The following is a 26,403-nucleotide window of genomic DNA, read 5'->3' as shown; positions in this document are numbered from 1 at the left end:
TTTTCCCGATATGCTATTGCGAATCACCAGACATAGCCAGTCACTCTCCGTCATTGTGAGGCGGTCGCGCTGTTTTCAACACAGGCACGGGTTTATCTCCAGAATTAATTTCAATGATTTTGCCGTTGTCACTGCAAAACACATTTATTTGTTATATGAATGTGTTCTAGTGTGCTGCGGCGCAATTCTGCGCAGTACCACGTTTATAAAAAGATAACGAATACATCGTGAGGCCGCACCTTTCTGGGCTCTTTTAGGGAAGATAATGACCAATAGCGCGTTACAGGCGACATGTGCGCCATTCGAACATTGTTTGGGGATCATCCGTCAGGCGTCGGTGGAAATTTTGCTGCTATTAGGCGTCCATGTGGCCGAGGGCAAAGATCCGCGCTGGTTTCTGGAGCAACTCGATCAGGCCCGACTGAATTTGGGCGGTTGGGGGGCTGTTGCCAGACGTTTGCAGATGAATGATGCGCAACTCAGCCAGTTCACGTTGCGCTTACGCCATCTTCAACAGAGTGTACCTCAGTATGAAAGTGGCCAGGATGTCAGTGAAAACCAACTGATTTCCGCGCTGCGTTTTGTAGCGGCCCTGGAGCAATTACGCCAGCAACAGCCGCTCCTGAACTATCAAACCGATATCGAAATCGGGGGGCCGGATGCGCAGATGCGGGCGCAGCGTCAGCTTCGCGCAATAGAGTTAACGCTCAAAGCCCTCGTCGCTCGGGTATGGCCAGATCAGCATCCGCTAAACAGTTTCCTGAAGCAGCACTTTGGCGCCGAACGCTTGCGCCGCTGGCTAAAGCTGGGCGAAGGGCGTGATGCGCTGGATGGCATGTTGTTTAGCGAACTGGCGTTGATGGTGGTCGATAAGAAGCTATTTGTTCGTCACTTTACGCAGATTTTTAATGATACGTCAGTGTTGATGCTGTTTGTCGAACCGCGCTTAACGCTGCGGATGTTTCTGGATGATTGCCGACTGGCACGAAACGCGGTCATTGCTCAGCAACCGCTGACGTCAGTACAGCTGATGCTGTTAAATTACCAGTACCAACAAATTACGCATTCTGTGCAGCGGGCGTTTGAAGAGCGCCGAACACGTATCAATCCCGCATCATATCTGGACTCTGATGAGTCGACAGTTCGTCAATTCTGGGAAACGGCAAGGCAAAAAGACGAGCAGGCTGGAGGCGATAAAAAGGAAATAGCCGACAGTATCGATCCTCCTGAAAAACGAGCGCAGCGCACGGCCGAAGAGCGCGAACAACTGATTTCCGGCATGCTGTGGGTGGCTGTCGGTGTCATGGTACTGGCGATCTCGCTGGGTGCTTTCTGGCTATTCAATGCACCCGCACCGCAAGCATCTTCAGGGCAAGCTGTTGAGATAGTACAGGAGGAGCCGCGGCGTGATGCACCTTCCGCGCGAGAATCGGTGACCCGAATGGGCATTACATGGGATACCTTTAATATGCGAGCGGCTATCGATCGCAACGATACCCGCGTCACGTCACTGTTCCTGCAAGGGGGTATGGACTGGAAGCTGGCGTGGACGGAGCAGGCATTTTCCGCGGGGAATACCGCCGTTCTGAAGCTGCTGCTGCGATATCCCTCACAGATGGATGAGGCCAGGCCCTGCCAGCAGTTTATGAATACGCTCAGCCATGCCATGTCGAATGGCGCATCACTAACGTCACTGCATAAAAGCTACCTACACAGTTTCTGCTCTACACCGGAGGTCGTTGCTCGTCAGCAGTATGATGTGGAACAGGCCCAACTGCGTGTGCGTGCAGATCCCAATGCAGAGAACAAGAAATGGCAGAAAATCCACACCGCGCTGTACGATGCCATTAACTAACGGCCCGATGCATTTCGTGGCATCAGGCCGTCAGACATTTACGGTTCACCGTACAAACCGATTAATCGGCGCACCACGCCATTCGTCCAGCCAAATCCGTCCTGCAGCGGATATTCCCCACCGCCGCCTTCGCGCGGCGTGCCGTCAGCGATATGGTACTTTTCAATTAGCTTGTGGTGTTCCTGATAAAAAATATTAACCGTCTTCAGCCAGTTACGGGCAATCTCATCGCCGAGATGGTCATCGCCATACAGTTTAAACCCCTGAATCGCCATCCACTGCAACGGTGCCCAGCCGTTGGGTTTATCCCACTGTTCACCGGTTTCATACTCGGTTGCTAAAATGCCGCCTGGCGTGAGTAAGCGACTGCGTACCGTGTTGGCGAGTCGGTCAGCTTGTTCATGGGTCGCCATGCCGACATACAGCGGAACGATGCTGGCAGCAGAGAAGAGGGCCATCTGCTCACGTCGCCAGTCGTAATCGCGATAGCAGCCATTTTCATCGTCCCACAAATAGCGGTTCACGGCGGCACGGCGGTCGCTGGCTTTCTGGCGAAACAGTGCTTCGGTATCTCGCTCTCCCTTTAATGCAGAAATGTTCGCAATCGTACTTTCCAGTTTGTAGAGAAATGCGTTCAGGTCAATCGGGATGAACTGAGTGGTGCGGATGCTGGCGAGGCGACCGGTATCGCGCAACCAACGTGATGAATAATCCCAGCCGGAGGCCGCACCCGCACGTAGATCCCGATAAACCTCATTTGGTGGTCGACCTGAATGCTTAGCCGTTTCTACATCTTCAAGCCAGGACTCATCGCGCGGGGTATCACGATCGTCCCAATAGCGGTTGAGCAGAGAACCGTCCGGCATTCTGATAACATGACGGTACGCCTGATTAAGTACCAGCGAGTCGGCACCATCCATCCAAAACGCGTACTCCATTTTGAGATGATCAAGATAGCGACGAGCGCCGCGTACGCCATCTTCTTCGAACAGTTCGACCATTAGCGCAAAGACCGGTGGCTGGGAGCGGCTCAGGTAGTAGGTGCGGTTGCCGTTCGGGATGTGACCATAGTTTTCGATCATCCAGGCAAAGTTATCTGCCATGCATTTCAGTAAGTCTTCCCGGCCACTCTCTGCAAGACCCAACATGGTGAAGTAGGAATCCCAATAGTAGGTTTCGCTAAAGCGTCCGCCTGGCACGATGTATGACTGCGGTAGCGCCAGCAGTGAAGACCAGGGAATATGATCCTGCGGCTCGCGAGTCAGCACTGGCCACAGTTGATCAATATGCTCTTTCAGCGAGCTTTCAGGGTCGGAAACATATTCGCTGGTGGGGGTTTCCGGCAGCCAAAAGTGGTTCTCGACAAAGCGTTGTAGGTCAAAGTCCCGGTGTCGTTTGACTTTACGATAGCGAATCAAAATATCCAGTGGGTCCATTCTGGGGGCGCAGTCGGGAAAGGTTTTGCTATCAGCAAACAGTTTTGAGGACTGGACGTGCTCGAACAGTTCGAGGTAACGATCGGCGGGGGTTAACGCGTCCGAGGCGGGAAGTCCCTCAATCATTTCCGGTTCAGGCTCCGCCTCAATCATTTCATCCAGCTTTAACTCGCACGGATCCATTTCATAAAGTAGATCGACGTCGATCGTCAGTTCTTCTGAAGGGGCGTGGGGTAGTTTCTGGTTGAGCATAATGAGAAAGACCTCCGGTAACGGTTGAAATGCTAAGGCTATTGCCTGGTCGTCTGTTAAGCGTAGACATTCGCTTCGGTGCCGGGTGAGTAAAGCGTGCGGTCGATCACGTTTTTATGCTTATCAATAATAAAGAAATAAAACTATCCCAATGATAACAATGGGAAAATTATAATTCTTCGCAATCTAAAACGATTTCATTTTCAGAACATTCGATTGCAACGAGGTGTGAATAGAACCAGGTAACGGCTCATTCTTATAATAGGCGCAGGCTATTCTATCGATAGTTCCCGCCCATGTAATTGATTGATACTTATCAAAAAAGTAATCCCTCCATTTCCTATGATGGTCAGGTCTGACAAAGACTGTGCATTAATTATTCTAATTTTCTGGGTCACAATAACTCACAACAGTGAGGGTAAAATAATGAAAATCATTACCCGTCTTACCGCGATTGCTATAGCAGGCATCGTGATTTGTTATTTTGGATTATCCGGTTATGTGTGGTATCACGATAATCAACGTAGTAAACAAGCTGATGTTCAGGCTTCTACGCTGGAAGAAAATAATAAAGTATTAGGGTTTTTACGCGAAAAAGGATGCGATTATTGTCATACCCCTTCAGCGGAATTACCTTTCTATTCTTCTTTTCCTGTCGCTAAACAGTTGATGAATTATGATATTCAACTGGGCTATAAATCCTTCAATCTTGAAGCCGTACGTGCGGCACTGGTCGCGGATAAACCCGTTTCGCAAAGCGATCTGAATAAAATTGAATGGGTGATGCAGTACGACACCATGCCACCAACGCGTTATACCGCGCTGCACTGGGCCGGTAAGGTTAGTGATGCTGAGCGCAAAGAGATTCTTGGCTGGATCGCAAAACAACGCGAGCAGTACTACGCCAGCAGTGATACGGCAGCGCAACATCGCAACGAACCGGTGCAACCGATACCGGAAAGTATCCCGACAGATGCCCGTAAAGTGGCGCTCGGTTTCACGCTCTATCATGACCCACGGATTTCTGGCGACAGCACGATTTCTTGTGCGCACTGCCATGCCCTGAATGCGGGCGGTGTGGATGGCAGAAAAACGTCAATTGGCGTAGGCGGAGCGGTCGGGCCGATCAATGCGCCGACGGTATTTAACTCGGTGTTTAATGTGGAGCAATTCTGGGATGGACGTGCGCCGACGTTGCAAGCTCAGGCGGGTGGCCCGCCGTTAAATCCCATTGAAATGGCATCGAAATCCTGGGATGAAATTATCCAGAAACTGGATAAAGATCCGCTTCTGAAGCAACAATTTATCGCGATTTATCCACAGGGATTTAGTGGTGACAATATTACTGATGCGATTGCTGAGTTTGAGAAAACGCTTATTACGCCAAATTCGCCATTTGATAAGTGGTTACGTGGTGATGAAACGGCGTTAACAGCCCAGCAAAAACAGGGTTATCAGCTGTTTAAGGAAAATAAGTGTGCGACCTGTCATGGCGGTATTATTCTAGGTGGACGCTCATTCGAGCCTCTGGGGCTGAAAAAGGACTTTAATTTTGGCGAAGTCACCGCGGCAGATATTGGCCGGATGAACGTCACGAATGAATTACGTGACAAGCTGCGTCAGAAAGTACCGGGTCTGCGTAACGTTGCGCTAACTGCACCTTATTTCCATCGTGGCGATGTACCGACGCTCGATGGCGCGGTGAAACTGATGCTGCGTTATCAGGTGGGTAAAGAACTGCCACAGGAAGATATCGACGATATCGTGGCGTTCCTTGAAAGCCTCAACGGGGTATATACGCCGTATATGCAGGGTAAATAATTCCTGGCGTTATCCAGCCTGACATGTATTGCAGGCTGGATAATTTTCCTCAATGAACGGGTATAACATGCCCGCTCGGTTGCAACAGCACGTCGATATCAGGCGATAAGTTAAGCTATTTCTTGCTCTTCTTCCTGCACGTAGCCTTCCTGTGCTTGTGCAAATATTTCGTTGGAGGAAACGAGAGCATGGTATCCCTGACCTTCAGGTTGAATAACAATCTTCAACGATTGAGAAAGGGGAACGCCGTTGTCTTTTTTGTTCTGGCCGATGATTGCGCCGGGCGCAAAAGGCGCGACGGCAGCAGCGAAAGCCTGAACCATTTTCTCGCGACTAGCGTAATGTGATTTCTTGATGCTGAGGGCGTTACTGATGATAGCGCAGTCAATCATCGTTCCGGTCAACCAGTCGCATGATGAAGAGTAACCTGCACACCAACGCAAACCACTTCCCTGAGTGTGCTCTTTCAACAGTTGAGTTTTGGTTCCTGCAAAACACGATCCCAGCATCAACCCGCTGATGTTATTGTCTGCGGCTTTTTCTCTGACTGCTTGAAGAATATCTTTGAGCAGAATGCCACTGATGTGTGATTCGCTACCATGTGCTGCCACGTAAACAATCGCATTGCGAAAAACCTGCATACAAAGGCATTCAAGGGCAATTTCGAAGCTCTTTTTATTGTAGAAATTCAGAAAATAGACCTCAGTATCGCCCTGAAGTCTGGCGATCCCTTGAATAAAGGGAACGACCGAAGAACGATTTGAATCATGATCATCCAGTTTCCAGGGGGATTCAATGACCAGGATACAATTGCTGCTTTTACTTTTTGGCATGAAATATACACCTAAGTGAAATTATTCTTTTTTATTTGTGTAATAACTGTGTTTTTGAACTTTTATCTCGCCAGGCAACTCTGCAAATAATTGGACAAAAACGGTCTTGTTTCCAGGTAGTTAAACAGGTCATTTAAAGGTCCCTCTTATTTGTTATCCGTCCGGATAACGTCACAATTATTGGAATCTTTATGAACCTTAACGCTAAGCGTCAGGGGGCTACCCCTTTGTATTTGCAAAATACTCGTGAGAAGAATACTTTGCAACATCAAGGAGATAAACCCACGAAATTTGCTGTGTATGGCTTGCAAGAACACCAGCAATTTATAGACCAGCATATTCAGAGTCAGCCCGTAAAAGCGATTTTCTTTCGCAGTAATTTAATTAACAGTAGTTTCAAAAATATTCTTTTCGCAAATTTAACACTTAATCGTTGTTATCTCGAAAATCTTATTTTCGAAGATTGTGTCATGCGAAATGTTTGGTTTTCATACTGCGTGATCACACAGCCTGTGGTTTTACGACGTTGCAATGTGGCGGGAATGCGTCTGCTGAATGTGCATCGGAGGATGTTTGTTTTTGAAGAGTGTACCGGTGTCGGGGAATTACTCATTTCCTGACACCGGCCATTCGGGCGCTTAACGCATGGTGACGAATTCTTCAGCCGCAGTTGGGTGGATCGCTACGGTGTTGTCGAAATCTTTCTTGGTTGCGCCCATTTTCAGTGCCACCGCGAAGCCTTGCAGCATTTCGTCCATGCCAAAGCCGATGCCGTGAATACCGACAATCTTCTCTTCTGGTCCAACGCAGACCAGCTTCATGCGGCACGGTTGGCGGTGAGAGGTAACGGCGGTATACATCGCGGTAAACGATGATTTATACACTTTTACCTGATCATCACCGTGCTGTTCGCGTGCCTGCTGCTCGGTTAACCCTACAGTACCAATTGGCGGATGGCTGAAGACCACGGTTGGAATGTTGCTGTAGTCCAGATGCTCGTCCGGCTTGTTATTAAACAGACGTTCGGACAGACGACGGCCTGCGGCAACCGCAACCGGCGTCAGTTCAACGGCACCGGTATTATCGCCGACCGCATAAATACCAGGAACGCTGGTATTCTGGTATTTATCAACAACGATGTACCCTTTTTCGTTGGTTTTCACACCTGTTGCCGCCAGGTTGAAGTTGTCGGTTGCCGGTTCACGTCCAATCGCCCAGATCAGGCAATCTACCGTTTCGCTACGACCATCTTCCAGTTGCAGAGTCAGGCTGCCGTCTGCATTTTTAACCACAGCTTTTGGGATAGCGTGGGTATGCAGAGTTGGGCCTTCAGTGTTCATCACTTCAACCAGTGTCTCGACAATCATCGGATCAAAGCTACGCAGCGGTGCGTGTTTACGCACAAAGAGATGTGTTTGCGCGCCCAGACCGTTGATGACACCCGCCAGTTCAACGGCGATATAGCCTGCGCCAACGACTGCCACGCGTTTCGGCAGTGCTGGCAGTTCAAAGAAACCATCGGAGTCGATGCCGTATTCCACACCCGGAATGTCTGGATGGCTTGGGCGGCCGCCGGTGGCAATTAAAATATGATCGGCAGTGATCGTTTCACCGTTCACTTCAATGGTTTTAGCATCAACGAAGCGGGCAAAGCCTTTAATAACATCGACATTATTTTTACCCAACACATTATCGTAAGAGGTATGAATGCGATCGATATAGGCGGTACGGCTGGCGATCAGTTTATCCCAATCGAACTTATTAATAGTGGTGTCGAAACCATAATCCGGGCCATACATATGAATAGCTTCGCGGATCTGCGCGGCATGCCACATCACTTTCTTCGGTACGCAGCCAACGTTGACGCAAGTGCCGCCTAACGCTTTGGCTTCAATCAGTGCGCATTTCTGGCCGTACATTGCCGCACGGTTAATGGAGGCAATACCGCCGCTGCCGCCGCCGATAGCGATGTAATCATAGTGCTTGGTCATGACCGCTCCTTCATGTTCATTGTAGGGCGGAGAAGCGTTATGCCATCCGCCAAAATATTCGCGATTGTATACCTGAAATTAAAAGGTTCCACCGATGGCTGCGATTACTCCGGCACGATCCAACTGACGGACGTGTGCCCGGTTCCTGCCGGAACCAGTTTGCTGTGTAGCCACGGCAGGACGTTGTTCATCTGCTGTTCCAGCTTCCACGGCGGGTTAATCACAATCATGCCGGAAGCCGTCATACCGCGCTGATCGCTGTCCGGGCGAACCGCCAGCTCAATTTGCAGGATGCGACGAATGCCGGTGTCTTCCAGATCATGAATCATACGTTTGATTTGCTGACGCAGGACTACCGGATACCACAGTGCATAGGTACCGGTTGCGAAACGTTTGTAACCTTCGCTGATGCCGGCAACGACGGCCTGATAGTCGGACTTAATTTCGTATGGGGGATCGATAAGGATCAATCCGCGGCGAGAAACCGGCGGTAATTTTGCTTTTAACTGCTGATAGCCGTCGGCTTTAGCGACGCGCGCACGTTCGTCTTTCTGGAACTCGGAACGCAGTAGCGGAAAATCGCTCGGATGCAGTTCTGTCAATTGCAGGCTGTCCTGCTCACGCAATAACTGGCGGGCAATCAGCGGAGAACCCGGGTAGTAGCGCAGCTGACCACTCCGGTTGAAATGTTGCACGACAGAAATATAGGGTTCCAGTTCAGCAGGTAAATCGTCCTGCTGCCAGATACGGGCGATGCCTTCCAGATATTCACCGGTACGTTCGGCATGCTCACTGCTCAGCTGATAACGGCCAGCCCCGGCATGGGTGTCCAGATAGAGAAACGGTTTTTCTTTCTCTTTGAGCGATTCAATGATCAGGCTCTGAACGGTGTGTTTAAGGACGTCGGCGTGGTTGCCTGCGTGATAACTGTGGCGATAACTGAGCATGGGTAATGAAATTCCGCTGAAATGACGATTTGCCACAGTTTACAGCAGATCGGCACAGATTACCCGTAGGCCCGGTAAGCGCAGCGCCACCGGGCGTCTTTCCATCACGGTTAGCATTGAAATCCTCTACACTTAACCCCATTCTACAAATAATATGCACAGCGCCGGATACGCGCTTCATTCACTCTTTTCAACAGGACCGCGCTAATGACCAATCCATTGCTGACTCCCTTCGAACTGCCACCGTTTTCTAAAATTCAGCCTGAGCATGTCGTGCCCGCTGTGACTAAAGCGCTAAACGATTGCCGCGAAAACGTTGAACGCGTGGTTGCGCAGGGTGCGCCGTATACCTGGGAAAATCTCTGCCAGCAGTTGGCGGAAGTGGACGATGTCCTGGGACGTATTTTCTCTCCGGTCAGTCACCTGAATTCGGTGAAAAACAGCCCGGAGCTGCGCGAAGCCTACGAACAAACGCTGCCGCTGTTGTCTGAATACAGCACCTGGGTTGGGCAACATGAGGGGCTGTACAAAGCCTACCGCGACCTGCGTGATGGCGATCATTACGCCACCCTGAACACCGCACAGAAAAAAGCGGTCGATAATGCACTGCGTGATTTTGAGCTGTCTGGCATTGGCTTGCCGAAAGAAAAACAACAGCGCTATGGCGAAATCGCGACCCGTCTGTCTGAACTGGGTAACCTGTACAGCAACAACGTGCTGGATGCGACTATGGGCTGGACCAAACTCGTCACCGACGAATCTGCGCTTGCCGGGATGCCGGAAAGTGCGCTGGCCGCTGCAAAAGCCCAGGCCGAAGCCAAAGAGCAGGAAGGCTATCTGTTAACGCTGGACATCCCGAGCTACCTGCCGGTAATGACCTACTGCGACAACCAGGCTCTGCGCGAAGAGATGTATCGCGCTTATTCCACCCGCGCATCTGACCAGGGGCCAAACGCGGGCAAATGGGATAACAGCCCGATAATGGAAGAGATCCTCGCGTTGCGCCACGAACTGGCTCAACTGCTGGGCTTTGAAAGCTACGCCTTTAAATCTCTCGCCACGAAAATGGCGGAAAACCCGCAGCAGGTGCTCGAATTCCTGACGGATCTGGCCAAACGTGCGCGTCCGCAGGGTGAGAAAGAGCTGGCCCAACTGCGCGCCTTCGCAAAAGCAGAATTTGGCGTTGATGAGCTGCAGCCGTGGGACATCGCGTACTACAGCGAGAAGCAAAAACAGCACCTATACAGCATCAGCGACGAGCAGTTGCGTCCTTACTTCCCGGAAAACAAAGCGGTTAACGGCCTGTTTGAAGTGGTTAAGCGCATTTACGGCATCACCGCGAAAGAGCGTACTGATGTAGACGTCTGGCATCCGGAGGTTCGCTTCTTTGAACTGTACGATGAAAACAACGAGCTGCGCGGCAGTTTCTATCTGGATCTGTACGCGCGTGAACACAAACGCGGTGGGGCGTGGATGGACGACTGTGTCGGCCAGATGCGTAAAACCGACGGTACGTTGCAAAAACCGGTCGCTTATCTGACCTGTAACTTCAACCGTCCGGTGAACGGTAAACCGGCGCTGTTCACCCACGATGAAGTGATCACCCTGTTCCACGAGTTTGGCCACGGCCTGCACCACATGCTGACCCGCATCGAAACGGCCGGCGTTTCGGGTATCAACGGTGTGCCATGGGATGCCGTTGAACTGCCGAGCCAATTTATGGAGAACTGGTGCTGGGAGCCAGAAGCGCTGGCGTTTATCTCCGGTCACTATGAAACCGGTGAACCGCTGCCGAAAGAATTACTGGATAAAATGCTGGCGGCGAAAAACTACCAGGCGGCGCTGTTTATTCTGCGTCAGCTGGAATTCGGCCTGTTTGATTTCCGTCTGCATGCTGAGTTTAACCCGCAGCAGGGGGCGAAAATCCTTGAAACCCTGGCAGAGATTAAAAAGCAGGTTGCTGTAGTGCCAGGGCCGACATGGGGCCGTTTCCCACACGCTTTCAGCCATATTTTTGCCGGCGGCTACGCAGCGGGTTATTACAGCTACCTGTGGGCCGACGTGTTGGCAGCGGACGCGTTTTCCCGCTTTGAAGAAGAAGGTATCTTCAACCGCAAAACCGGACAGTCGTTCCTCGATAGCATCCTGACTCGCGGTGGTTCGGAAGAGCCGATGACGCTGTTCAAACGCTTCCGTGGCCGTGAACCTCAGCTCGACGCCATGCTGGCGCATTACGGCATCAAGGGCTGATTGTTCGCGTGAAAATTTGTTTACTGGATGAAACAGGCGCCGGAGACGGCGCCTTATCTGTTCTTGCTGCCCGCTGGAACCTTACGCACGATGAAGATAACCTGATGGCGTTGGTGATGACGCCGGAACATCTGGAACTGCGCAAGCGAGACGAACCTAAACTCGGCGGCATCTTCGTTGATTTTGTCGGCGGGGCGATGGCGCACCGACGTAAATTCGGCGGCGGTCGCGGCGAAGCGGTGGCGAAAGCCGTCGGCATTAAAGGCGATTATTTGCCGGACGTGGTTGATGCGACCGCCGGGCTGGGGCGCGATGCGTTTGTGCTGGCCTCTGTTGGCTGCCATGTACGGATGCTGGAACGTAATCCGGTGGTGGCGGCGCTGCTCGACGATGGCCTGGCCCGTGGTTATGCCGACCCGGAAATCGGGCCGTGGTTGCAGGAGCGATTACAACTGATCCATGCGTCCAGTCTGACGGCGTTGACCGATATCACGCCGCGCCCGCAGGTGGTGTATCTCGACCCGATGTTCCCACATAAGCAGAAAAGTGCGCTGGTGAAAAAAGAAATGCGCGTGTTTCAGTCGCTGGTGGGGCCAGACTTAGATGCCGATGGGTTGTTGATGCCAGCACGTCAGCTGGCGACTAAACGTGTTGTGGTGAAGCGCCCGGATTACGCGCCGCCGCTCGCGGATGTGGCGACACCCAATGCGGTAGTCACCAAAGGGCATCGCTTTGATATTTACGCCGGGACGGCGTAACGTGTTGGCCGCATCCTGTTTGATGCGCTGAATCGCCTGATGGCGCTACGCTTATCAGGCCTACGGCTGAGTGTGGTTTGAAAGCCGGATAAGGTGTTACCGCAGTGGTGTCGATAATCGCCTGATAGTTTGTAGGCCGGATAAGGCGTTACCGCAGTGGTGTCGATAATCGCCTGGTAGTTTGTAGGCCGGATAAGGCGTTACCGCAGTGGTGTCGATAATTGCCTGGTAGTTTGTAGGCCGGATAAGGCGTTAGCCGCATCCGGCGATTCGACTACACGAATGGAGCCAGCGGATCGGCAATCTCAAACGCCACGGTCTTGTCAGCCTTCGGTGGATATATCAACTCACTGACAATTGAGACCTTCAGTTTTTTCGCCTCTGCACGCGTCAGTTTCACTTGCTGATCCCACCCTTCGGTATACACCGCGCCCCATGCACCAAGATCCAGACAGGTAACGTAGTTTTCCTGACGGTACGGCAGTGGCGCAACGTTTAGCAAGCTGGCTGCCGCGTTATTTCCGGCAAATTTGCCCAGTAAAATAGCGTGCTGACAGGTCATTAGCGCGTGATTGCCTTTGTCATCGGTGGCGGCGTAAGCCACATCGCCGGTGGCATAGATATCATCATGGCCGATGACCTGAAGGTTAGCGTCCACATGCAGGCGACCCTGGCGATCGCGCGGTGCGTCAATTTGCGCCGTTAACCCGTTTGCCTGGACGCCAACCGTCCAGATAACGGTCTGTGAGGCGATGGTCTGCCCATCTTTCAGCGTGACGCCGGAGGCATCCACGCACTCCACTTCCGCATTGACCCGCCATTCGACGCCCAGTTCAGCGGAGGCTTCGATAATGACGTCACGTAATTCCGGGCTCCAGCGCCCGCCTGGTTGAGCGCCGCGTTCAACTACGACAACTCTGGTCTTAGCATCAGCACCCAATATTTCGCGCAAACGCCCCGGTAATTCCAGCGCCATCTCAATCCCGGTAAAACCGCCGCCGCAGACTACCACGGTATTGCGCGCGTCACTTTCCGGTTTCTGTGCCAGATCTTTCAGGTGTTGTTCCAGTACAGCTGCGCTTTCCAACTGATCGAGGTCGAAGGCGTGTTCGGCAGCACCGGTAACCCTGGTGCGGTCGACATGGCTACCGCTGGCGAGAACCAAACGGTCGTAATGGCGCAAGTGGGTTTCACCGTTGACGTCTTTCCAGCTGACTTCTTTAGAGGCCGGGAGGATCTGCTCAACGTGACCTTGCAGGAAGTTAACGCCGGTAGCGTCGAATAAGGGTTGCAGCGGGGCGACCAGCGTGTGGACCGCGCTTTCATAAAAACGCGGGCGTACACGCAGCTCTGGCTGTGGCGCAATCACCGTAATATCAATGGTCTGCTGGTTTTTCTCCGCCAGACGTGCGGCGCTCAATGCTGCCCACATACCGGCAAAACCGGCACCCACGATCAGAATTTGTTTCTGCATTAGTTTTATCTCACTGGTGACTACGATTTATTTACTCGGATTTTATTGGTCGTAGTTGTGGATTGCAATGCGATCCTGATCCTTTTTTCATTATTGTGTCGGAATGTTTTATTATCTATTTAATAAATATCTATTTATATTTTTATTCCCATGCGGGGTTACTCTGTTCTCTGGAATGCATTAGATGAAAAAGCTACAATAAACTCAGATTCATTTTGGCTGAGATAAAAAATGGCATTTTACAGTTCCGGGGTTGAGTACGGCATCCATAGCCTGATGTGTATGGTCGACAGCAAGGGCGACGCGCGGGATATGAGCGTGCGAGAAATTGCCGAACTACAAAGCGTGCCGTATGACTATCTGGCAAAAATCTTCACTCGTCTGTCGAAAGCAGGTCTGGTGCGCAGTATCGAGGGTAAGGGCGGCGGGTTCCAGTTGGCCAAACCCGCGGAAGACATCACCGTGCTGGATGTGGTCAATGCCATAGATGGCGATAAGCGTATTTTTGAATGTCGTGAAATTCGTCAGCGTTTAGCCGTTTTTGAGGAGCATCCGCCAGAGTGGGCTTGTGAAGGCATTTGCGGCGTACGTTCAGTAATGGACATGGCGCAACAGCGCATGGAAGAAGCACTTGGCCAGCATACCATTCTGGATTTGGCTCGTAAGATGTACCGCAAAGCGCCAGATACCTTCGTGGTGGAAGTGCAGGAGTGGATAAACGCACGCAAAGGGTAATGCATTGAAAATGCCCAATAGCGCAAAGCGATCGGGCATGTTGAATGTAGGCCGGATAAGGCGTAAGCCGCATCCGGCACTGAAGATTATTGCTCGGTACTCGGCGTATTAATCATCCGGTTCAGCCATGGCACCATAATCGCCATCACAACCGTTACCGCCAGGGTCACCAGGCCTATCTTACTGAACACGTTGGTGTAGATAGGCAGGGTCTGGAGTGGATCGGTAATGTTTTCCGGTACGGCTGTAAACGTTGCGACGTAACCCCCCATCAGGAAGGCTGCTGCCTGCGTCAGGAACCACATCCCAAGAATAAAGCCCATCAGGTGTTGTGGCACCAGCGCGGCGACCATTGCCAGTCCCAGGGCGCTAATCAGCAGTTCACCCAGACTCTGGAACAGGTAGACCAGCACGATAAACCACGGAGACGTCAAACCCTGAGCATCGGCAAACCACATTCCGGCTGCGGCGGCAGTCAGGAAGCCTAGTGAGCACAGGAACATGCCAAGCGTAAACTTCATCGGCATGGTCAGATCTTTGCCTTTGTTACCCAGACGGGTATAAATCGCGGCCAGGACCGGGCTTGCCAGTACTACCCAGAACGGGTTCAGTGCCTGGAAGCTTACTGGGTTGATGGCGAAACCAAGAATTTCATGGTGCACGTTATTGATGGCAAAGAAGTTAAGTGACGTAGGCATCTGTGCGTACAGCACATAAAACACTACCGCTTCCAGCATCAGGATAAAGGCCACGAACATCTTATTGCGCCCGGTTTTATCCAGTTTGAAGGCCTGACGAAAGAAGATGATCGTCACGGCAATCGACAGGACGATCAGCACCAGGTTGGCAACTTTAACGTTGTGCATCAGCCAGGCGCAGATAAATACCATCACTATCGTACCGGCCAGCACGTAGAATAGATTACGGAAATTCAGCGGTTTATGGTCTGGCTCCGAGCCGATATCCTTCACCATCCCACGGCAGGCAAAGTAGACCAGCAGCGCGACGATAAGCCCAGCCCCGCACAGGTTGTAGGTCACAGCATAGCCAAACTTATCGGCAATCACCGGTGCCAGCGACAGTGACAACAGCGAACCGATGTTGATCGACATATAAAACAGGGTAAAAGCACCGTCCAGTCGGGCGTCTTTCGGGGGATAGCATTTTGACAGCAGGCTTGCTGGGTTGGCTTTAAACAACCCGTTACCCACGGCAATGGTACCCAGTGCGACAAAAATCAGGTCGGGCTTGAGCAGTGACATCCCGGTCATGAAGTAACCAAGTGCCAGCACGATAGCGCCGAGCACCAGCGTGCGTTTGGTCCCTAAAAGATGGTCGCCGACATAACCGCCGATGGAGATCAGGCCGTATACCAATGCAGCAAACGCGCCAAAGGTGACAAATGCCTGTTCCTGAGAAAATCCAAGTTGCTTAACAAAAAATACCGCCAGGATGCCCTGAACGCCGTAATAGCCAAATCGTTCCCATAATTCCACAAAGAAGATCATGAAGAACGGACGAGGTTGCTGCAGCAAGCCCGTAGGTGCAGTTTTATTCATATTCCATCGCCTTTCAAAGCCATCCCGAAAAGTATGAACGCGTATGCTTAAACGCGCCGAAAAAGTCTTGTTTTGTTATAGACTGCGGCGATTAGCCGTAAGGGTAGATTATTATAGAGATAGTTTTCGATCCAATTAGTTGATCACACTAATTATGATTTATTTGTTGGATTGATGTACTAATTGTGTCCGAATGATAAAAACAAAAACGCCCGCATAGGCGGGCGTTTACAGGCTTTAATGCTTGCAGTGGGCCGGATTATTCCCCGGCAGCAAGTATTTTATGCTTCTTCTTCGTCACGCAGCGGAACAATCAACATGTCGACGTGAACGGTGTTGATCAGTTGACGCGCGGAGGACATCAGTTTGCTCCAGAAATCCTGGTGGTGGCCACAAACGACGAGATCCATGTCGTATTTTTTGATGGCATCGACCAGGACCTGGCCCAGGTCACCGCTACCGCTCAGGGTTTCGGTGATTGGGTAGCCTGCATTGGTGGACAGCTCGGTTAACGCGTGGTGGGTTTCTTCAGAAATGCGTTTCTGCATGTCGCCCAGATTCACGTCGATTAGCCCGGTGTACAGGTCGGAATAGTTTACGTCAACGTGGATAAGGGAGACTTTCGCATTGTAAGGCCGCGCCATAGAGACCGCTTTTTCAACCAGAACTTTGCTTTCTGGAGAAAGATCAACCGCGATAAGAATGTGTTTATAAGCCATAGTGTTACTCCTTCCATAAGTTGTCGATGACTAGCCTGCTGGCGTTCATTTGCCGCCGCGTCATCCGCGTCCTGCGAACGTTGTGCGCGGGGCTAGCCCAGTCGTAAAAACGTACCTTTTAAGGACTATCCTTACATTATAGCGACCGGGATAATCCGTCAATCCGCCTTGCTTGCCAAGTAGTTAAACAAATTTTTTAGTTAATTGCATTGATAGTGATTAACCTTCTGGCAAAAAAATTAACTAATCTCCTACACTATTTAGAGAGGCGTTCGGATGCGTGACACTAACACGAGCGGTTTCGGTTGTACTCTTCACTGAATGGTTTGGCAGGGTATCGGGGAGCGGTAGTCCCGGAAAGGAGTTCCGTGGGCGGGTCGCCGGGGAGGAGATATGATAAGCACCATTGCGTTATTCTGGGCTTTATGTGTCGTTTGCATTGTTAATATGGCGCGTTATTTTTCTTCGCTACGCGCACTGTTAGTGGTACTTCGTGGTTGCGATCCATTACTTTACCAGTATGTCGATGGGGGCGGCTTTTTTACCTCGCATGGGCAACCTAACAAGCAGATGCGTCTGGTGTGGTATATCTACGCTCAGCGTTACCGTGATCATCATGACGATGAGTTTATTCGCCGCTGTGAGCGGGTTCGCGGTCAGTTCATCCTTACCAGCGCGTTATGTGGGCTGGTGTTAATCAGTATGGTCGCGCTGATTATCTGGCACTGATTTCTACGACAGATATAAAAAAAGCGGGTCAGTTTCCTGACCCGCTTTTTTACTGTGCATGCGCTTAGATTAGCTTCAGGGAGAGCCAGTACAGCACCCCGGAAAGGATAATCGCTGCTGGCAGGGTGAAGACCCAGGCCATCAGAATGCTGGTTACCGTTTTACGCTGCAAACCGCCACCGTCAACAACCATCGTCCCTGCAACAGAAGAGGAGAGAACGTGAGTGGTGGAAACAGGCATACCGGTGTAACTGGCGAGACCGATAGAGACTGCGGCAGTCATCTGTGCCGACATCCCCTGAGCATAGGTCATGCCTTTCTTACCGATTTTCTCACCGATAGTGGTCGCCACGCGACGCCAGCCAATCATCGTACCGCAGCCCAGAGCCAGAGCAACAGCCATGATAATCCAGACGGGGGCGTACTCGATGGTGCTCAGCATGTCGGTTTTCAGTTTCTTCAGCAGGCGCTGATCGTCGCTGCTTACGCCAGGCAGTTTCACGACTTTATCGGTCGTATCAGAAATGCACAACATAATGCGACGCAGCTGGCTACGCTGCTCAACGCTTAACTTGTCGTAGGTTTCCAGGTTCGCCAGCATACCTTTCGCACGCTCAAGCGCGTTGATGGTATTTGCCGGGTGACAATGGAACTCTGCCGGTGTCGTTGTCGTCGTTTCCGTCGGAGACGGAATCAACTGATCAACGCCGGTCGCCTGTTTGAGCAGATCAGGACGCTGCTGGAAGTAGGTTTCGACGTTATTGATAGCATCACGGGTACGCGTAATTTCGTAACCAGAAGCATTCATATTCACCACGAAGCCTGCAGGCGCTACGCCAATCAGTACCAGCATTACCAGACCAATACCTTTCTGCCCATCGTTAGCGCCATGAGAGAACGCCACACCAATAGCGGAGAGGATCAGCGCGATACGCGTCCAGAACGGCGGCTTTTTCTTACCGTCTTTCTTTTCACGCTCTGCTGGAGTCAGGTGAATACGCGCCCGCTTCTTGGTGCCGTTCCAGTAACGACGCAGCAAGAAGATCAGACCGCCAGCGAACACCAGACCGACAATAGGGGAAATGATCAGCGAACCGAAAATATTGAGCACTTTCGGGATGTTAAGTGCATCCACCACTGAAGTCCCGTTCATCAACGCATTGGTTAAACCAATACCGATGATCGCGCCAATCAGCGTGTGGGAGCTGGATGCAGGCAGACCAAAGTACCAGGTACCGAGGTTCCAGATAATTGCCGCCAGCAGCATGGAGAACACCATGGCGAGGCCATGTGAAGAACCCATGTTGAGCAGCAGATCCGTTGGTAGCATATGCACGATGGCATAAGCTACGCTGAGACCACCCAGCAAAACACCAAAGAAGTTGAACAACGCAGCCATGACCACCGCCAATTGCGAACGCATTGCACGGGTATAGATCACGGTTGCGACAGCATTGGCTGTATCGTGGAAGCCGTTAATTGCTTCGTAGAACAGCACAAAAGCCAGAGCAAGCAATAATAAAAGCCCGGTATGTAAATCCAGGCCAGCAAACAAATGTAGCATAGGACGTTACGCCATTTTGAGGACATGAACGCGGCGCATTATCAGTGACTTTGGCGGCGCGGGCAAAGTGAAATATAGAGTTTTTTTGATTTGTCTCCTGCTTTGTTTTACACCACTAAAGAATTATCCTATAGAATTCAGATAAATACCTATTATTGATAGTTTGGTGCTGGTGCGACCACTGAGGAATCTTTACAATTCACGCCCGCTTTTTAGAGAGGATCGCAACGTGGAAAGGTTTGATACCGTTATTATAGGCGCTGGCGCAGCGGGTATGTTCTGTGCCGCGCAGGCAGGGCAAGCAGGCAGTCAAGTACTGCTGATTGATAATGGTAAAAAGCCTGGACGTAAGATCCTCATGTCCGGCGGAGGGCGCTGCAACTTTACCAATCTTTATGTGGAACCGGCTGCATATTTGAGTCAAAACCCGCATTTTTGCAAATCGGCGCTGGCTCGCTATACGCAGTGGGACTTTATCGATCTGGTGGGGAAACACGGCATTGCCTGGCACGAAAAAACGCTCGGTCAGCTGTTCTGCGATGATTCGGCCCAACAAATCGTCGATATGCTGGTTGCCGAGTGCGAAAAGGGTAACGTTACGATGCGGTTACGTAGCGAAGTCCTGAGCGTCGCACGAGATGATAACGGCTTCATTCTGGAACTGAACGGGATGACGGTCGGGGCGAAGAAATTGGTTATTGCCTCCGGTGGGCTTTCCATGCCGGGTTTGGGGGCAACGCCGTTTGGTTATAAAATTGCCGAACAGTTTGGACTGAAGGTGTTGCCGACGCGCGCAGGCCTGGTGCCCTTTACGTTGCATAAGCCACTGCTGGAGCAGCTTCAGGTGCTCTCTGGTGTGTCTGTTCCTTCCGTTATCACCGCTGAAGATGGCACCGTATTTCGTGAAAACCTGCTCTTTACGCACCGTGGGCTTTCAGGTCCGGCCGTTTTGCAAATTTCCAGTTTTTGGCAGCCCGGCGAATTTGTCAGCATTAATTTGTTGCCGGATGTTGACCTTGCGAGCTTTCTCGACGAACAACGAAGCGCACATCCAAATCAGAGCTTAAAGAACACGTTAGCGATGCAGTTGCCGAAACGTCTGGTGGAGTGCCTGCAGCAATTAGGGCAAATCCCGGATGTGACGCTGAAACAACTTAACGTACGCGATCAGCAAACGCTGGTGGAGACGCTAACTGAATGGCGGGTGCAGCCGAACGGTACCGAAGGGTATCGCACAGCGGAGGTCACGCTGGGTGGTGTAGATACCAACGAACTGTCTTCGCGCACGATGGAAGCCCGCAAAGTGCCAGGGCTGTACTTTATTGGTGAAGTGATGGATGTCACCGGCTGGTTGGGTGGGTATAACTTCCAGTGGGCGTGGTCGAGCGCCTGGGCATGTGCACAGGATTTGGTGTCTGAATAAGTGAAAGACTCTGTCTGCACACAATAAGAAAAAATATCATAGTGATGTGTGATACATGAACTGACTCTGACGTGCGTTTCTTAACTCCAGGAATGATATGATAAATCAGTTAAAAATCGCACAGATAAGAGAACGGGAGGCACATGGTTATTCCTGAGGTAAAACAGGAGCGGCTCTATCAAAAGATAGCCAATCTCATCATTAAGCTCATCAATGATGGTATTTTTCCGCCGGGAAGCTTCTTACCACCCGAACGTGAGCTGGCGAAGCAACTTGGTGTAAGTCGCGCATCGCTCAGAGAAGCGCTGATTGTGCTGGAGATTTCCGGATGGATCACCATCCAGTCAGGTAATGGTGTGATTGTTGCGGATAAAAAGCATTCCACCAGTGATTATTCGATTGAAGAAATTCTCTATTCACGTGAGTTGGTTGACAGCCATTGCGCGCGTCTTGCTGCTCAGGCCGGGAAAGATGATCTCATTAGCCAGCTTGAAGCACTGCATCTCAGCATGGAAAAGGCCATTAGCGAAAACAATGTGCATGGTTTTTATTCCCTCGATAAGCAATTCCATCTGATAGTATCAGAGGCCAGCCAGAACCGCGTACTGCTTGATATGTCGCGAATGCTGTGGGAACAGCGCGTTAATATCCCGTATGCCGGACTGGACAAACGTTCCGGCAATCGGGATGTATTAACCAGCATGAATACACAGCATAAAGCGATTGTGGATGCGATCCGCCAGGCTGATGCTGACGGTGCTTACCAAAAATCGCTGGAACATCTGGCCTATGTCAGACAGATTGTGGGTCTTTAATAACACCACGCTATTGGCTTAGAGCGGCTACCGCTGCACGTGCGCCTACGCTGTGCAATTGCTGACAGGCAGCGGTTACGCGTTCGATAAAGTCTGCGTTATCGCAAAGGTCTCGCCCAAAGATAGTGTCAATGGCTAACAGCGCCCGGACACGTTCTTCTATTGATGGATACTGTTGATAAATAGCCTGATACTGTGCTGACAGCGGATCTATCACCTCAATCGGATGACCTTGTTCATCCACACCGCTGATGTAGCGCATCCAACCGGCGACTCCCAACGTCAGATGGCGAGCGTCTTCGCCTTTTTTCAGATGGAGTCGAATGGGGTCCAGCAAGCGTTGCGGTAATTTTTGGCTGCCATCCATCGCAATTTGCCAGGTTCGGTGCTTCAGTGATGGATTAGTAAAGCGCGCGATCAACAGCTCTGCATAAGCCGCAAGGTCTGTTCCTTCCGGCATCGACAGCGTCGGCGCTTGTTCATTGAGCATCAAAGCCAGCGCAGCGTTGCGATACGCCGGGTTGGTCATCGTATCGGCAATCGTTTCATAACCGCCCAGATAACCAAGATAGGCCAGGAAAGAGTGGCTGCCGTTGAGCATGCGTAACTTCATCATCTCAAATGGCACCACATCTGCTACAAACTGTGCGCCCACGCGATCCCAGTCAGGGCGTCCATTGACAAAGTTATCTTCAATCACCCACTGACGGAACGGCTCACAGGCAATGGCACAGGGATCATCTACCCCAAGCTGTTCAGCGATTTGCGCTAACGTCTCTTCTGTTGCTGCCGGAACGATGCGGTCGACCATTGTGCATGGGAACGTTGCCTGTTCGGCAATCCACTCAGCCAACTGCGGATCGCGCTCGGCGGCTAAACCCAGGACAGCGGTTTTTGCGACGTGACCATTTTCTCGAACGTTGTCGCAGGACAGCACAGTAAAAGCTTTCAATCCCTGCTGACGGCGAAGAGCGAGGGCTTCGACGATATAACCCATTGCTGATTTGGGGGACTGTGGGTGAGCAATGTCGTGCTGGATAAACGGATGATTCAGATCCAGCTCGCCGCTGGCGGCATCCGTGCAATATCCTTTTTCGGTGATGGTCAGCGAAACGATGGCCGTTTCTGGACGGGCCATTGCGTGGATAATGGCTTCACAACCGTCAAATTCAGGATGCAGCGCTTCTTTCATCGAGCCAATGATTTTAAGCTCTGTCGTTTGTGCTCCGCGCTCGGCAACGGTGTACAGCAGATCCTGCGCCTTCAGGTTTTGAATCAGTGTGGCATCGTTTCCGGGCATCAGGTTGACCTCACAGATACCCCAGTCGCTGTCACTGCTTTCCAGCAAATGATGTGTATAGAGCGCCTGATGAGCGCGGTGAAAAGCACCGCAACCAAGATGTACGATGCGCGAAACAAGGCGTGAACGATCCCAGCGTGGGCGTGGGGTGGAAATCTGGGCGGTGGCGAGATTCTTGTCCATGACAAACTCCTGTCATTGATGATCTTCTTTGATAATGCGCTATCAAAGACCGGTCCTGACTGAAAGTGAAAAACCGCATGGCGGGGATACCATGCGGCAATGTGGTTACTGATTGAAGAAGGCGCGCTGGATAGCCAGTTCAACACCGCGTACTTCAGCCAGGCCTTTAAGGCGACCAATAGCGGAATACCCTGGGTTGGTTTTCTTTTTCAGGTCATCAAGCATTTGATGACCATGGTCTGGTCGCATGGGGATAAGTGAGGCGTTGCCTTCCGCTTTACGTCGCTGTTCTTCTTCGACTATCGCTTTCACGACGCTGTACATATCGACATCCCCGGAAAGATGCGCCGCCTCATGAAAGGTTTTGGGATTATCTTCGCGTTGTGTGGAACGCAGGTGCGTAAAGTAAATCCGCGGGCCGAACTGTTTGATCATATCAACCAGATCGTTGTCTGCGCGTACGCCGTAAGATCCTGTACACATCGTAAAACCGTTGGCAGTACTGTTTACGGTATCCACCATCCACTGCATATCTTCTACAGTAGAAACGATGCGCGGCAGGCCAAGAATTGGGCGCGGCGGATCGTCCGGATGAACCGCCATACGTACACCTACTTCTTCCGCTACCGGGATAATGGCTTTCAGGAACCAGGCAAAATTTTCCCGTAAGGCCGCTTTGTCGATATCTTTATAGGTTGCAAGGTGGCTACGGAATTGGTCCAGCGTATAGCCTTCCTCGGCACCTGGCAGACCGGCAATGATATTTCGCGTCAGCCGGGCTTTGTCCTCTTCGCTCATATCCGCAAAACGCTGGTGAGCCTGTGCAATTTCCTCCGCGCTGTAGTCCGCTTCCGCACCGGGACGCTTGAGGATATGCAGTTCAAAGGCGGCAAACTCAATCTGGTCAAAACGCAGAGCCTTTGAACCATCGGGTAGCACATACTCCAGGTCGGTACGGGTCCAGTCCAGAACCGGCATGAAGTTGTAGCACACGGTAAAGATGCCGCAGTGGGCGAGATTGCGCAGCGTTTGCTGGTAATTCTTGATCCATAGATCGTACTGGCCCGTGTGGGTCTTGATGTCTTCATGGATCGGCACGCTTTCCACGACCGACCAGACCAGACCCGCTTTTTCCACGATCGCTTTGCGTTTGAGAATTTCTTCTACGGACCAGACTTCACCGTTTGGAATATGGTGCAGCGCAGTTACCACACCCGTTGCACCGGCTTGACGAACATCGGACAACGACACGGGATCGTTCGGGCCATACCAACGCCAGGTTTGTTCCATCGCTTTATCTCCTGGAAAAATTAATGAAAGGTCGCATTGATCTTCAGATAGCGTTCCGGATATTGATCGAGTTCCTTCACGGCGTCAGGCACATCATCAATATTCACCACCTTGCTGACGACATCCGCAGGATTAATGTTCAGCGTAGCCAGCATCTGTAACGCTTCTTCGAATTCGCCAGCACTGGTACGTGATCCGCGTAGATCCAACTCTTTAAACGTGATCAGGTTAGTGGGTAACGATGTCTCCTGTTTTGGCCAGCCGGTGAAAGCAATACGACCCGCAAACGAAGCAAGATCCAGCGTTTCGCGAATTGCGCTGTTGGCACCAGATGCTTCGACGACAACCTGTGCCATCGTCCCCTGCGTGATATCTTTTATCGCCTCAACAACCTGGGTGTTCGACGGATTGATGACGTAAGGCACGCCCAGCGATTTTGCGTACTGAAGTCGTTCGTCCACGATATCGATCAGAATTGGCGTCGCACCGTAGCGCAATGCGCTCAATGCAGCCATCAGACCAATCGCACCGGCTCCAATAATGGCGATATGCTCCCCGGCCGTCAGTTTGGCGCGATGTAACGCATGCAGTGCGATAGTCAATGGTTCAGCCAACGGAGCCATCTCAGTGGCGACGTCATCCGGGATTTTGTGAATCAAATGCGCGGGGTGAGCAACCACCTCCTGCATTGCACCATCAATATGTACGCCAATGACCTTCAGGTTTTCACAGCAATTTGTTCTCCCCACTGAACAGGGGTAGCAATGACCACAATAAATATAAGGATCAACGATAACGCGGTCACCTTCCTTAATATTTGCTGGCATGCCATTGCCTTGTTTAATAACAATACCCGTGACTTCATGTCCAATAATACGTGGATAGGTCACCAGGGGGTTAGTGCCGCGAAATGCACCTATATCAGAGCCGCATATTCCAGTAGCATCAACTTTTATTAATACTTCATTATCTTTCTTTTCTGGGTAATCAACCCAACGGGTTTCAATTTCACCAGGTTTATTGATGTAGACAGCTTTGACTTTCATTTGTTTTTAATCCTTTATTTTTGACAAATACGAATACCAGACAGCTGGAAACAATCGCAATAGCACCAGCCAGATAGAATGCGTAATCATATTTACCGCTGAACTGAACAATAAATCCGGTGACCAGAGGGCCAATAATTCCGGATATATTTGCCAGCCCATGCATGGCGCCACCGACGCTACCCACTTTATCTTTGTGCACGACATCCTGAATAACTGCCCAATAAATAGGTCCAGTCAAATACAGCAGGAATAACGAGACTGACATCAATCCAACGGCACTGCCGATAGTGGTAACCGTTCCAGAAACCGCCACACAGATTGCCGCTCCAGCCAGGCAAACACCGAGAATGAGACGGCGAGAAAGCAGGGCGTTGCCCGTTACCCGATAGATAAAGTCAGAGCATACGCCACCCAATACCATGCCGATTGCACCAATTACCCAGGGGATCACCGTTGCAATACTGATTTCTTTAATATCAAGGTGTAGCGAGTGGTTCAGATAGCTTGGGAACCAGGTCAGGAAGAAAAAGAGTATGTAGTTATAGCTGAAGAAGGCCAGCGTCGTTGCCCACACCATCGGTTGCTTCATGTAGTAGCCGAGAGAAGGCATCGCTTTACCGTCATCCGCTAAAATGATGTCATCATGGTTTTCAAAATCGACACGTTCTTCCGGGGCGAGGTGTTTACTTTTTGAGGGTTTATCACTGGCAATGAAATACCAAAGTAATACCCAGGCTAAACCAAACAGGAAAATAATACCGAATGCCGGACGCCAGCCTAATGAAAGAGCCAGCAGGCCAACCACTGGACCGGAAATTGCGCCACCCAACGGCGAGCCTGCGCTGAAAATACCGATGGCAGTGGCAGATTCTTTACGCGAAATCCAGTTATTGATTATTTTATTACCTGCAGCACTGACCGGCCCTTCAGCCATGCCGAATAATACGCGAACAGCCAGCATAGTCCATAAGCCAGTAACCAGACTGGTCATCCCACAAAATACTGACCAGAGTAATGCGGCGACCAGAAATACTGTTTTGGGGCCAAATCGGTCACTGGCCCAGCCACCGATAAAGTTAAATAGTGCGTAACCAACAAAGAATGCGCTGAATATCATACCCATCTCAGCAGCATTGAATCCTAATTCCTTTTCGATGAGTGGAGCGGTGATCGACAATGCTGAACGATCCATATAGTTAAGCATGTAAACTATAAAAAGAAGAAAAACGATAAGCCATCCCATTGTTTTTCTTTTCATGATATATCCTCTTATTGTGGTCTAGCGGCCTGACCACAATATTTAAAACCTATTTTAAGATCACCATTCTTTTGATACGAATGTGATCAACATAACGAAAAATTAGCGCGTTAAATAATCACGATCAAATGCGTGTTTGCATATCTTTATGAATTTTAAGGT

21 protein-coding genes are annotated in these 26,403 nt (G+C 51.0%); 9 read left to right on the top strand and 12 right to left on the bottom strand.

Annotated features, from left to right (window positions below; all coding sequences use genetic code 11):
- Positions 1–265: 265 nt before the first annotated feature.
- Positions 266–1,855, top strand: coding sequence for an STY4199 family HEPN domain-containing protein (locus NNO08_RS01850; RefSeq protein ID WP_271456063.1), 1,590 nt, complete (start codon positions 266–268; stop codon positions 1,853–1,855).
- A gap of 38 nt (positions 1,856–1,893) precedes the next feature.
- Here the strand turns inward: NNO08_RS01850 and NNO08_RS01845 are convergent, their stop codons facing one another.
- On the bottom strand, positions 1,894–3,543 hold the full coding sequence (locus NNO08_RS01845; RefSeq protein ID WP_271454422.1) for an alpha,alpha-trehalase: 1,650 nt from the start codon (positions 3,541–3,543) through the stop codon (positions 1,894–1,896).
- 426 nt (positions 3,544–3,969) lie between these two features.
- Here NNO08_RS01845 and NNO08_RS01840 point away from each other — a divergent pair, with 426 nt between their 5' ends.
- On the top strand, positions 3,970–5,364 hold the full coding sequence (locus NNO08_RS01840; protein ID WP_271456062.1) for a cytochrome-c peroxidase: 1,395 nt from the start codon (positions 3,970–3,972) through the stop codon (positions 5,362–5,364).
- 110 nt (positions 5,365–5,474) lie between these two features.
- On the opposite strand, the gene NNO08_RS01835 is transcribed toward NNO08_RS01840, so the two are convergent.
- The gene (locus tag NNO08_RS01835) at positions 5,475–6,197 is read right to left on the bottom strand and encodes a hypothetical protein (RefSeq protein WP_271456061.1); all 723 of its coding nucleotides are present in this window, start codon (positions 6,195–6,197) and stop codon (positions 5,475–5,477) included.
- Positions 6,198–6,388: 191 nt separating this feature from the next.
- On the opposite strand from NNO08_RS01835, the gene NNO08_RS01830 reads away from it, so the two are divergent.
- The gene (locus tag NNO08_RS01830) at positions 6,389–6,817 is read left to right on the top strand and encodes a hypothetical protein (protein ID WP_271441279.1); all 429 of its coding nucleotides are present in this window, start codon (positions 6,389–6,391) and stop codon (positions 6,815–6,817) included.
- Positions 6,818–6,835: 18 nt separating this feature from the next.
- Here the strand turns inward: NNO08_RS01830 and gorA are convergent, their stop codons facing one another.
- Both gorA and NNO08_RS01820 read right to left on the bottom strand, forming a co-directional pair.
- Positions 6,836–8,188 (bottom strand): glutathione-disulfide reductase, encoded by a 1,353-nt coding sequence (gorA, locus tag NNO08_RS01825; protein ID WP_271441280.1) that lies wholly within the window; start codon positions 8,186–8,188, stop codon positions 6,836–6,838.
- A 104-nt stretch (positions 8,189–8,292) separates the two neighbouring features.
- A complete protein-coding gene (locus NNO08_RS01820) occupies positions 8,293–9,135 on the bottom strand; it encodes a 23S rRNA (adenine(2030)-N(6))-methyltransferase RlmJ (RefSeq protein ID WP_271441281.1) in 843 nt (280 codons plus the stop codon).
- Between the two features lie 207 nt (positions 9,136–9,342).
- Here NNO08_RS01820 and prlC point away from each other — a divergent pair, with 207 nt between their 5' ends.
- Both prlC and rsmJ read left to right on the top strand, forming a co-directional pair.
- The gene (gene prlC, locus NNO08_RS01815; RefSeq protein ID WP_271456060.1) at positions 9,343–11,385 is read left to right on the top strand and encodes an oligopeptidase A; all 2,043 of its coding nucleotides are present in this window, start codon (positions 9,343–9,345) and stop codon (positions 11,383–11,385) included.
- Positions 11,386–11,393: 8 nt separating this feature from the next.
- Entirely contained in the window at positions 11,394–12,143 is a 750-nt protein-coding gene (gene rsmJ / locus NNO08_RS01810; RefSeq protein ID WP_271456059.1) for a 16S rRNA (guanine(1516)-N(2))-methyltransferase RsmJ, read from the top strand.
- Between the two features lie 274 nt (positions 12,144–12,417).
- Here rsmJ and NNO08_RS01805 read toward each other — a convergent pair whose 3' ends face one another.
- Entirely contained in the window at positions 12,418–13,617 is a 1,200-nt protein-coding gene (locus NNO08_RS01805) for an NAD(P)/FAD-dependent oxidoreductase (protein WP_271441284.1), read from the bottom strand.
- Positions 13,618–13,848: 231 nt separating this feature from the next.
- On the opposite strand from NNO08_RS01805, the gene NNO08_RS01800 reads away from it, so the two are divergent.
- Complete coding sequence (locus tag NNO08_RS01800) at positions 13,849–14,352, top strand: RrF2 family transcriptional regulator (RefSeq protein ID WP_271456058.1); 504 nt, start codon at positions 13,849–13,851, stop codon at positions 14,350–14,352.
- An 86-nt stretch (positions 14,353–14,438) separates the two neighbouring features.
- Here the strand turns inward: NNO08_RS01800 and dtpB are convergent, their stop codons facing one another.
- Both dtpB and uspA read right to left on the bottom strand, forming a co-directional pair.
- Positions 14,439–15,911 (bottom strand): dipeptide/tripeptide permease DtpB, encoded by a 1,473-nt coding sequence (dtpB, locus tag NNO08_RS01795; RefSeq protein ID WP_271456057.1) that lies wholly within the window; start codon positions 15,909–15,911, stop codon positions 14,439–14,441.
- A gap of 281 nt (positions 15,912–16,192) precedes the next feature.
- Entirely contained in the window at positions 16,193–16,630 is a 438-nt protein-coding gene (gene uspA / locus NNO08_RS01790; protein WP_137382013.1) for a universal stress protein UspA, read from the bottom strand.
- A gap of 393 nt (positions 16,631–17,023) precedes the next feature.
- On the opposite strand from uspA, the gene uspB reads away from it, so the two are divergent.
- A complete protein-coding gene (gene uspB, locus NNO08_RS01785) occupies positions 17,024–17,359 on the top strand; it encodes a universal stress protein UspB (RefSeq protein WP_003023371.1) in 336 nt (111 codons plus the stop codon).
- 64 nt (positions 17,360–17,423) lie between these two features.
- Here the strand turns inward: uspB and pitA are convergent, their stop codons facing one another.
- Positions 17,424–18,923, bottom strand: coding sequence for an inorganic phosphate transporter PitA (pitA, locus tag NNO08_RS01780; RefSeq protein WP_271454587.1), 1,500 nt, complete (start codon positions 18,921–18,923; stop codon positions 17,424–17,426).
- 229 nt (positions 18,924–19,152) lie between these two features.
- On the opposite strand from pitA, the gene NNO08_RS01775 reads away from it, so the two are divergent.
- Positions 19,153–20,346 (top strand): NAD(P)/FAD-dependent oxidoreductase, encoded by a 1,194-nt coding sequence (locus tag NNO08_RS01775; protein WP_271456056.1) that lies wholly within the window; start codon positions 19,153–19,155, stop codon positions 20,344–20,346.
- A 143-nt stretch (positions 20,347–20,489) separates the two neighbouring features.
- Complete coding sequence (locus tag NNO08_RS01770; RefSeq protein WP_271456055.1) at positions 20,490–21,161, top strand: FadR/GntR family transcriptional regulator; 672 nt, start codon at positions 20,490–20,492, stop codon at positions 21,159–21,161.
- A gap of 10 nt (positions 21,162–21,171) precedes the next feature.
- Here the strand turns inward: NNO08_RS01770 and NNO08_RS01765 are convergent, their stop codons facing one another.
- The 4 genes from NNO08_RS01765 to NNO08_RS01750 all read right to left on the bottom strand — a co-directional run bounded on the left by NNO08_RS01765 (position 21,172) and on the right by NNO08_RS01750 (position 26,241).
- Positions 21,172–22,644 carry a fructuronate reductase gene (locus NNO08_RS01765; protein ID WP_271456054.1) on the bottom strand — a complete coding sequence of 491 codons (1,473 nt, stop codon included), beginning with the start codon at positions 22,642–22,644 and terminating at the stop codon, positions 21,172–21,174.
- 105 nt (positions 22,645–22,749) lie between these two features.
- A complete protein-coding gene (gene uxuA, locus NNO08_RS01760; RefSeq protein ID WP_271441289.1) occupies positions 22,750–23,934 on the bottom strand; it encodes a mannonate dehydratase in 1,185 nt (394 codons plus the stop codon).
- 20 nt (positions 23,935–23,954) lie between these two features.
- Positions 23,955–24,980 carry a zinc-binding dehydrogenase gene (locus tag NNO08_RS01755; RefSeq protein WP_271456053.1) on the bottom strand — a complete coding sequence of 342 codons (1,026 nt, stop codon included), beginning with the start codon at positions 24,978–24,980 and terminating at the stop codon, positions 23,955–23,957.
- Positions 24,952–26,241, bottom strand: a complete 1,290-nt coding sequence (locus NNO08_RS01750; protein ID WP_048213619.1) for an MFS transporter — start codon at positions 26,239–26,241, stop codon at positions 24,952–24,954. Before NNO08_RS01750 ends, NNO08_RS01755 begins: the two co-directional genes overlap by 29 nt.
- Positions 26,242–26,403 lie beyond the last annotated feature (162 nt).

It is taken from the genome of Citrobacter sp. Igbk 17, assembly GCF_028069775.1.
In the GTDB taxonomy this organism is placed as follows: domain Bacteria; phylum Pseudomonadota; class Gammaproteobacteria; order Enterobacterales; family Enterobacteriaceae; genus Citrobacter.
The sequence above is the reverse complement of the archived record's forward strand: the minus strand, read 5'-3'. Positions and strand labels throughout refer to the sequence as shown.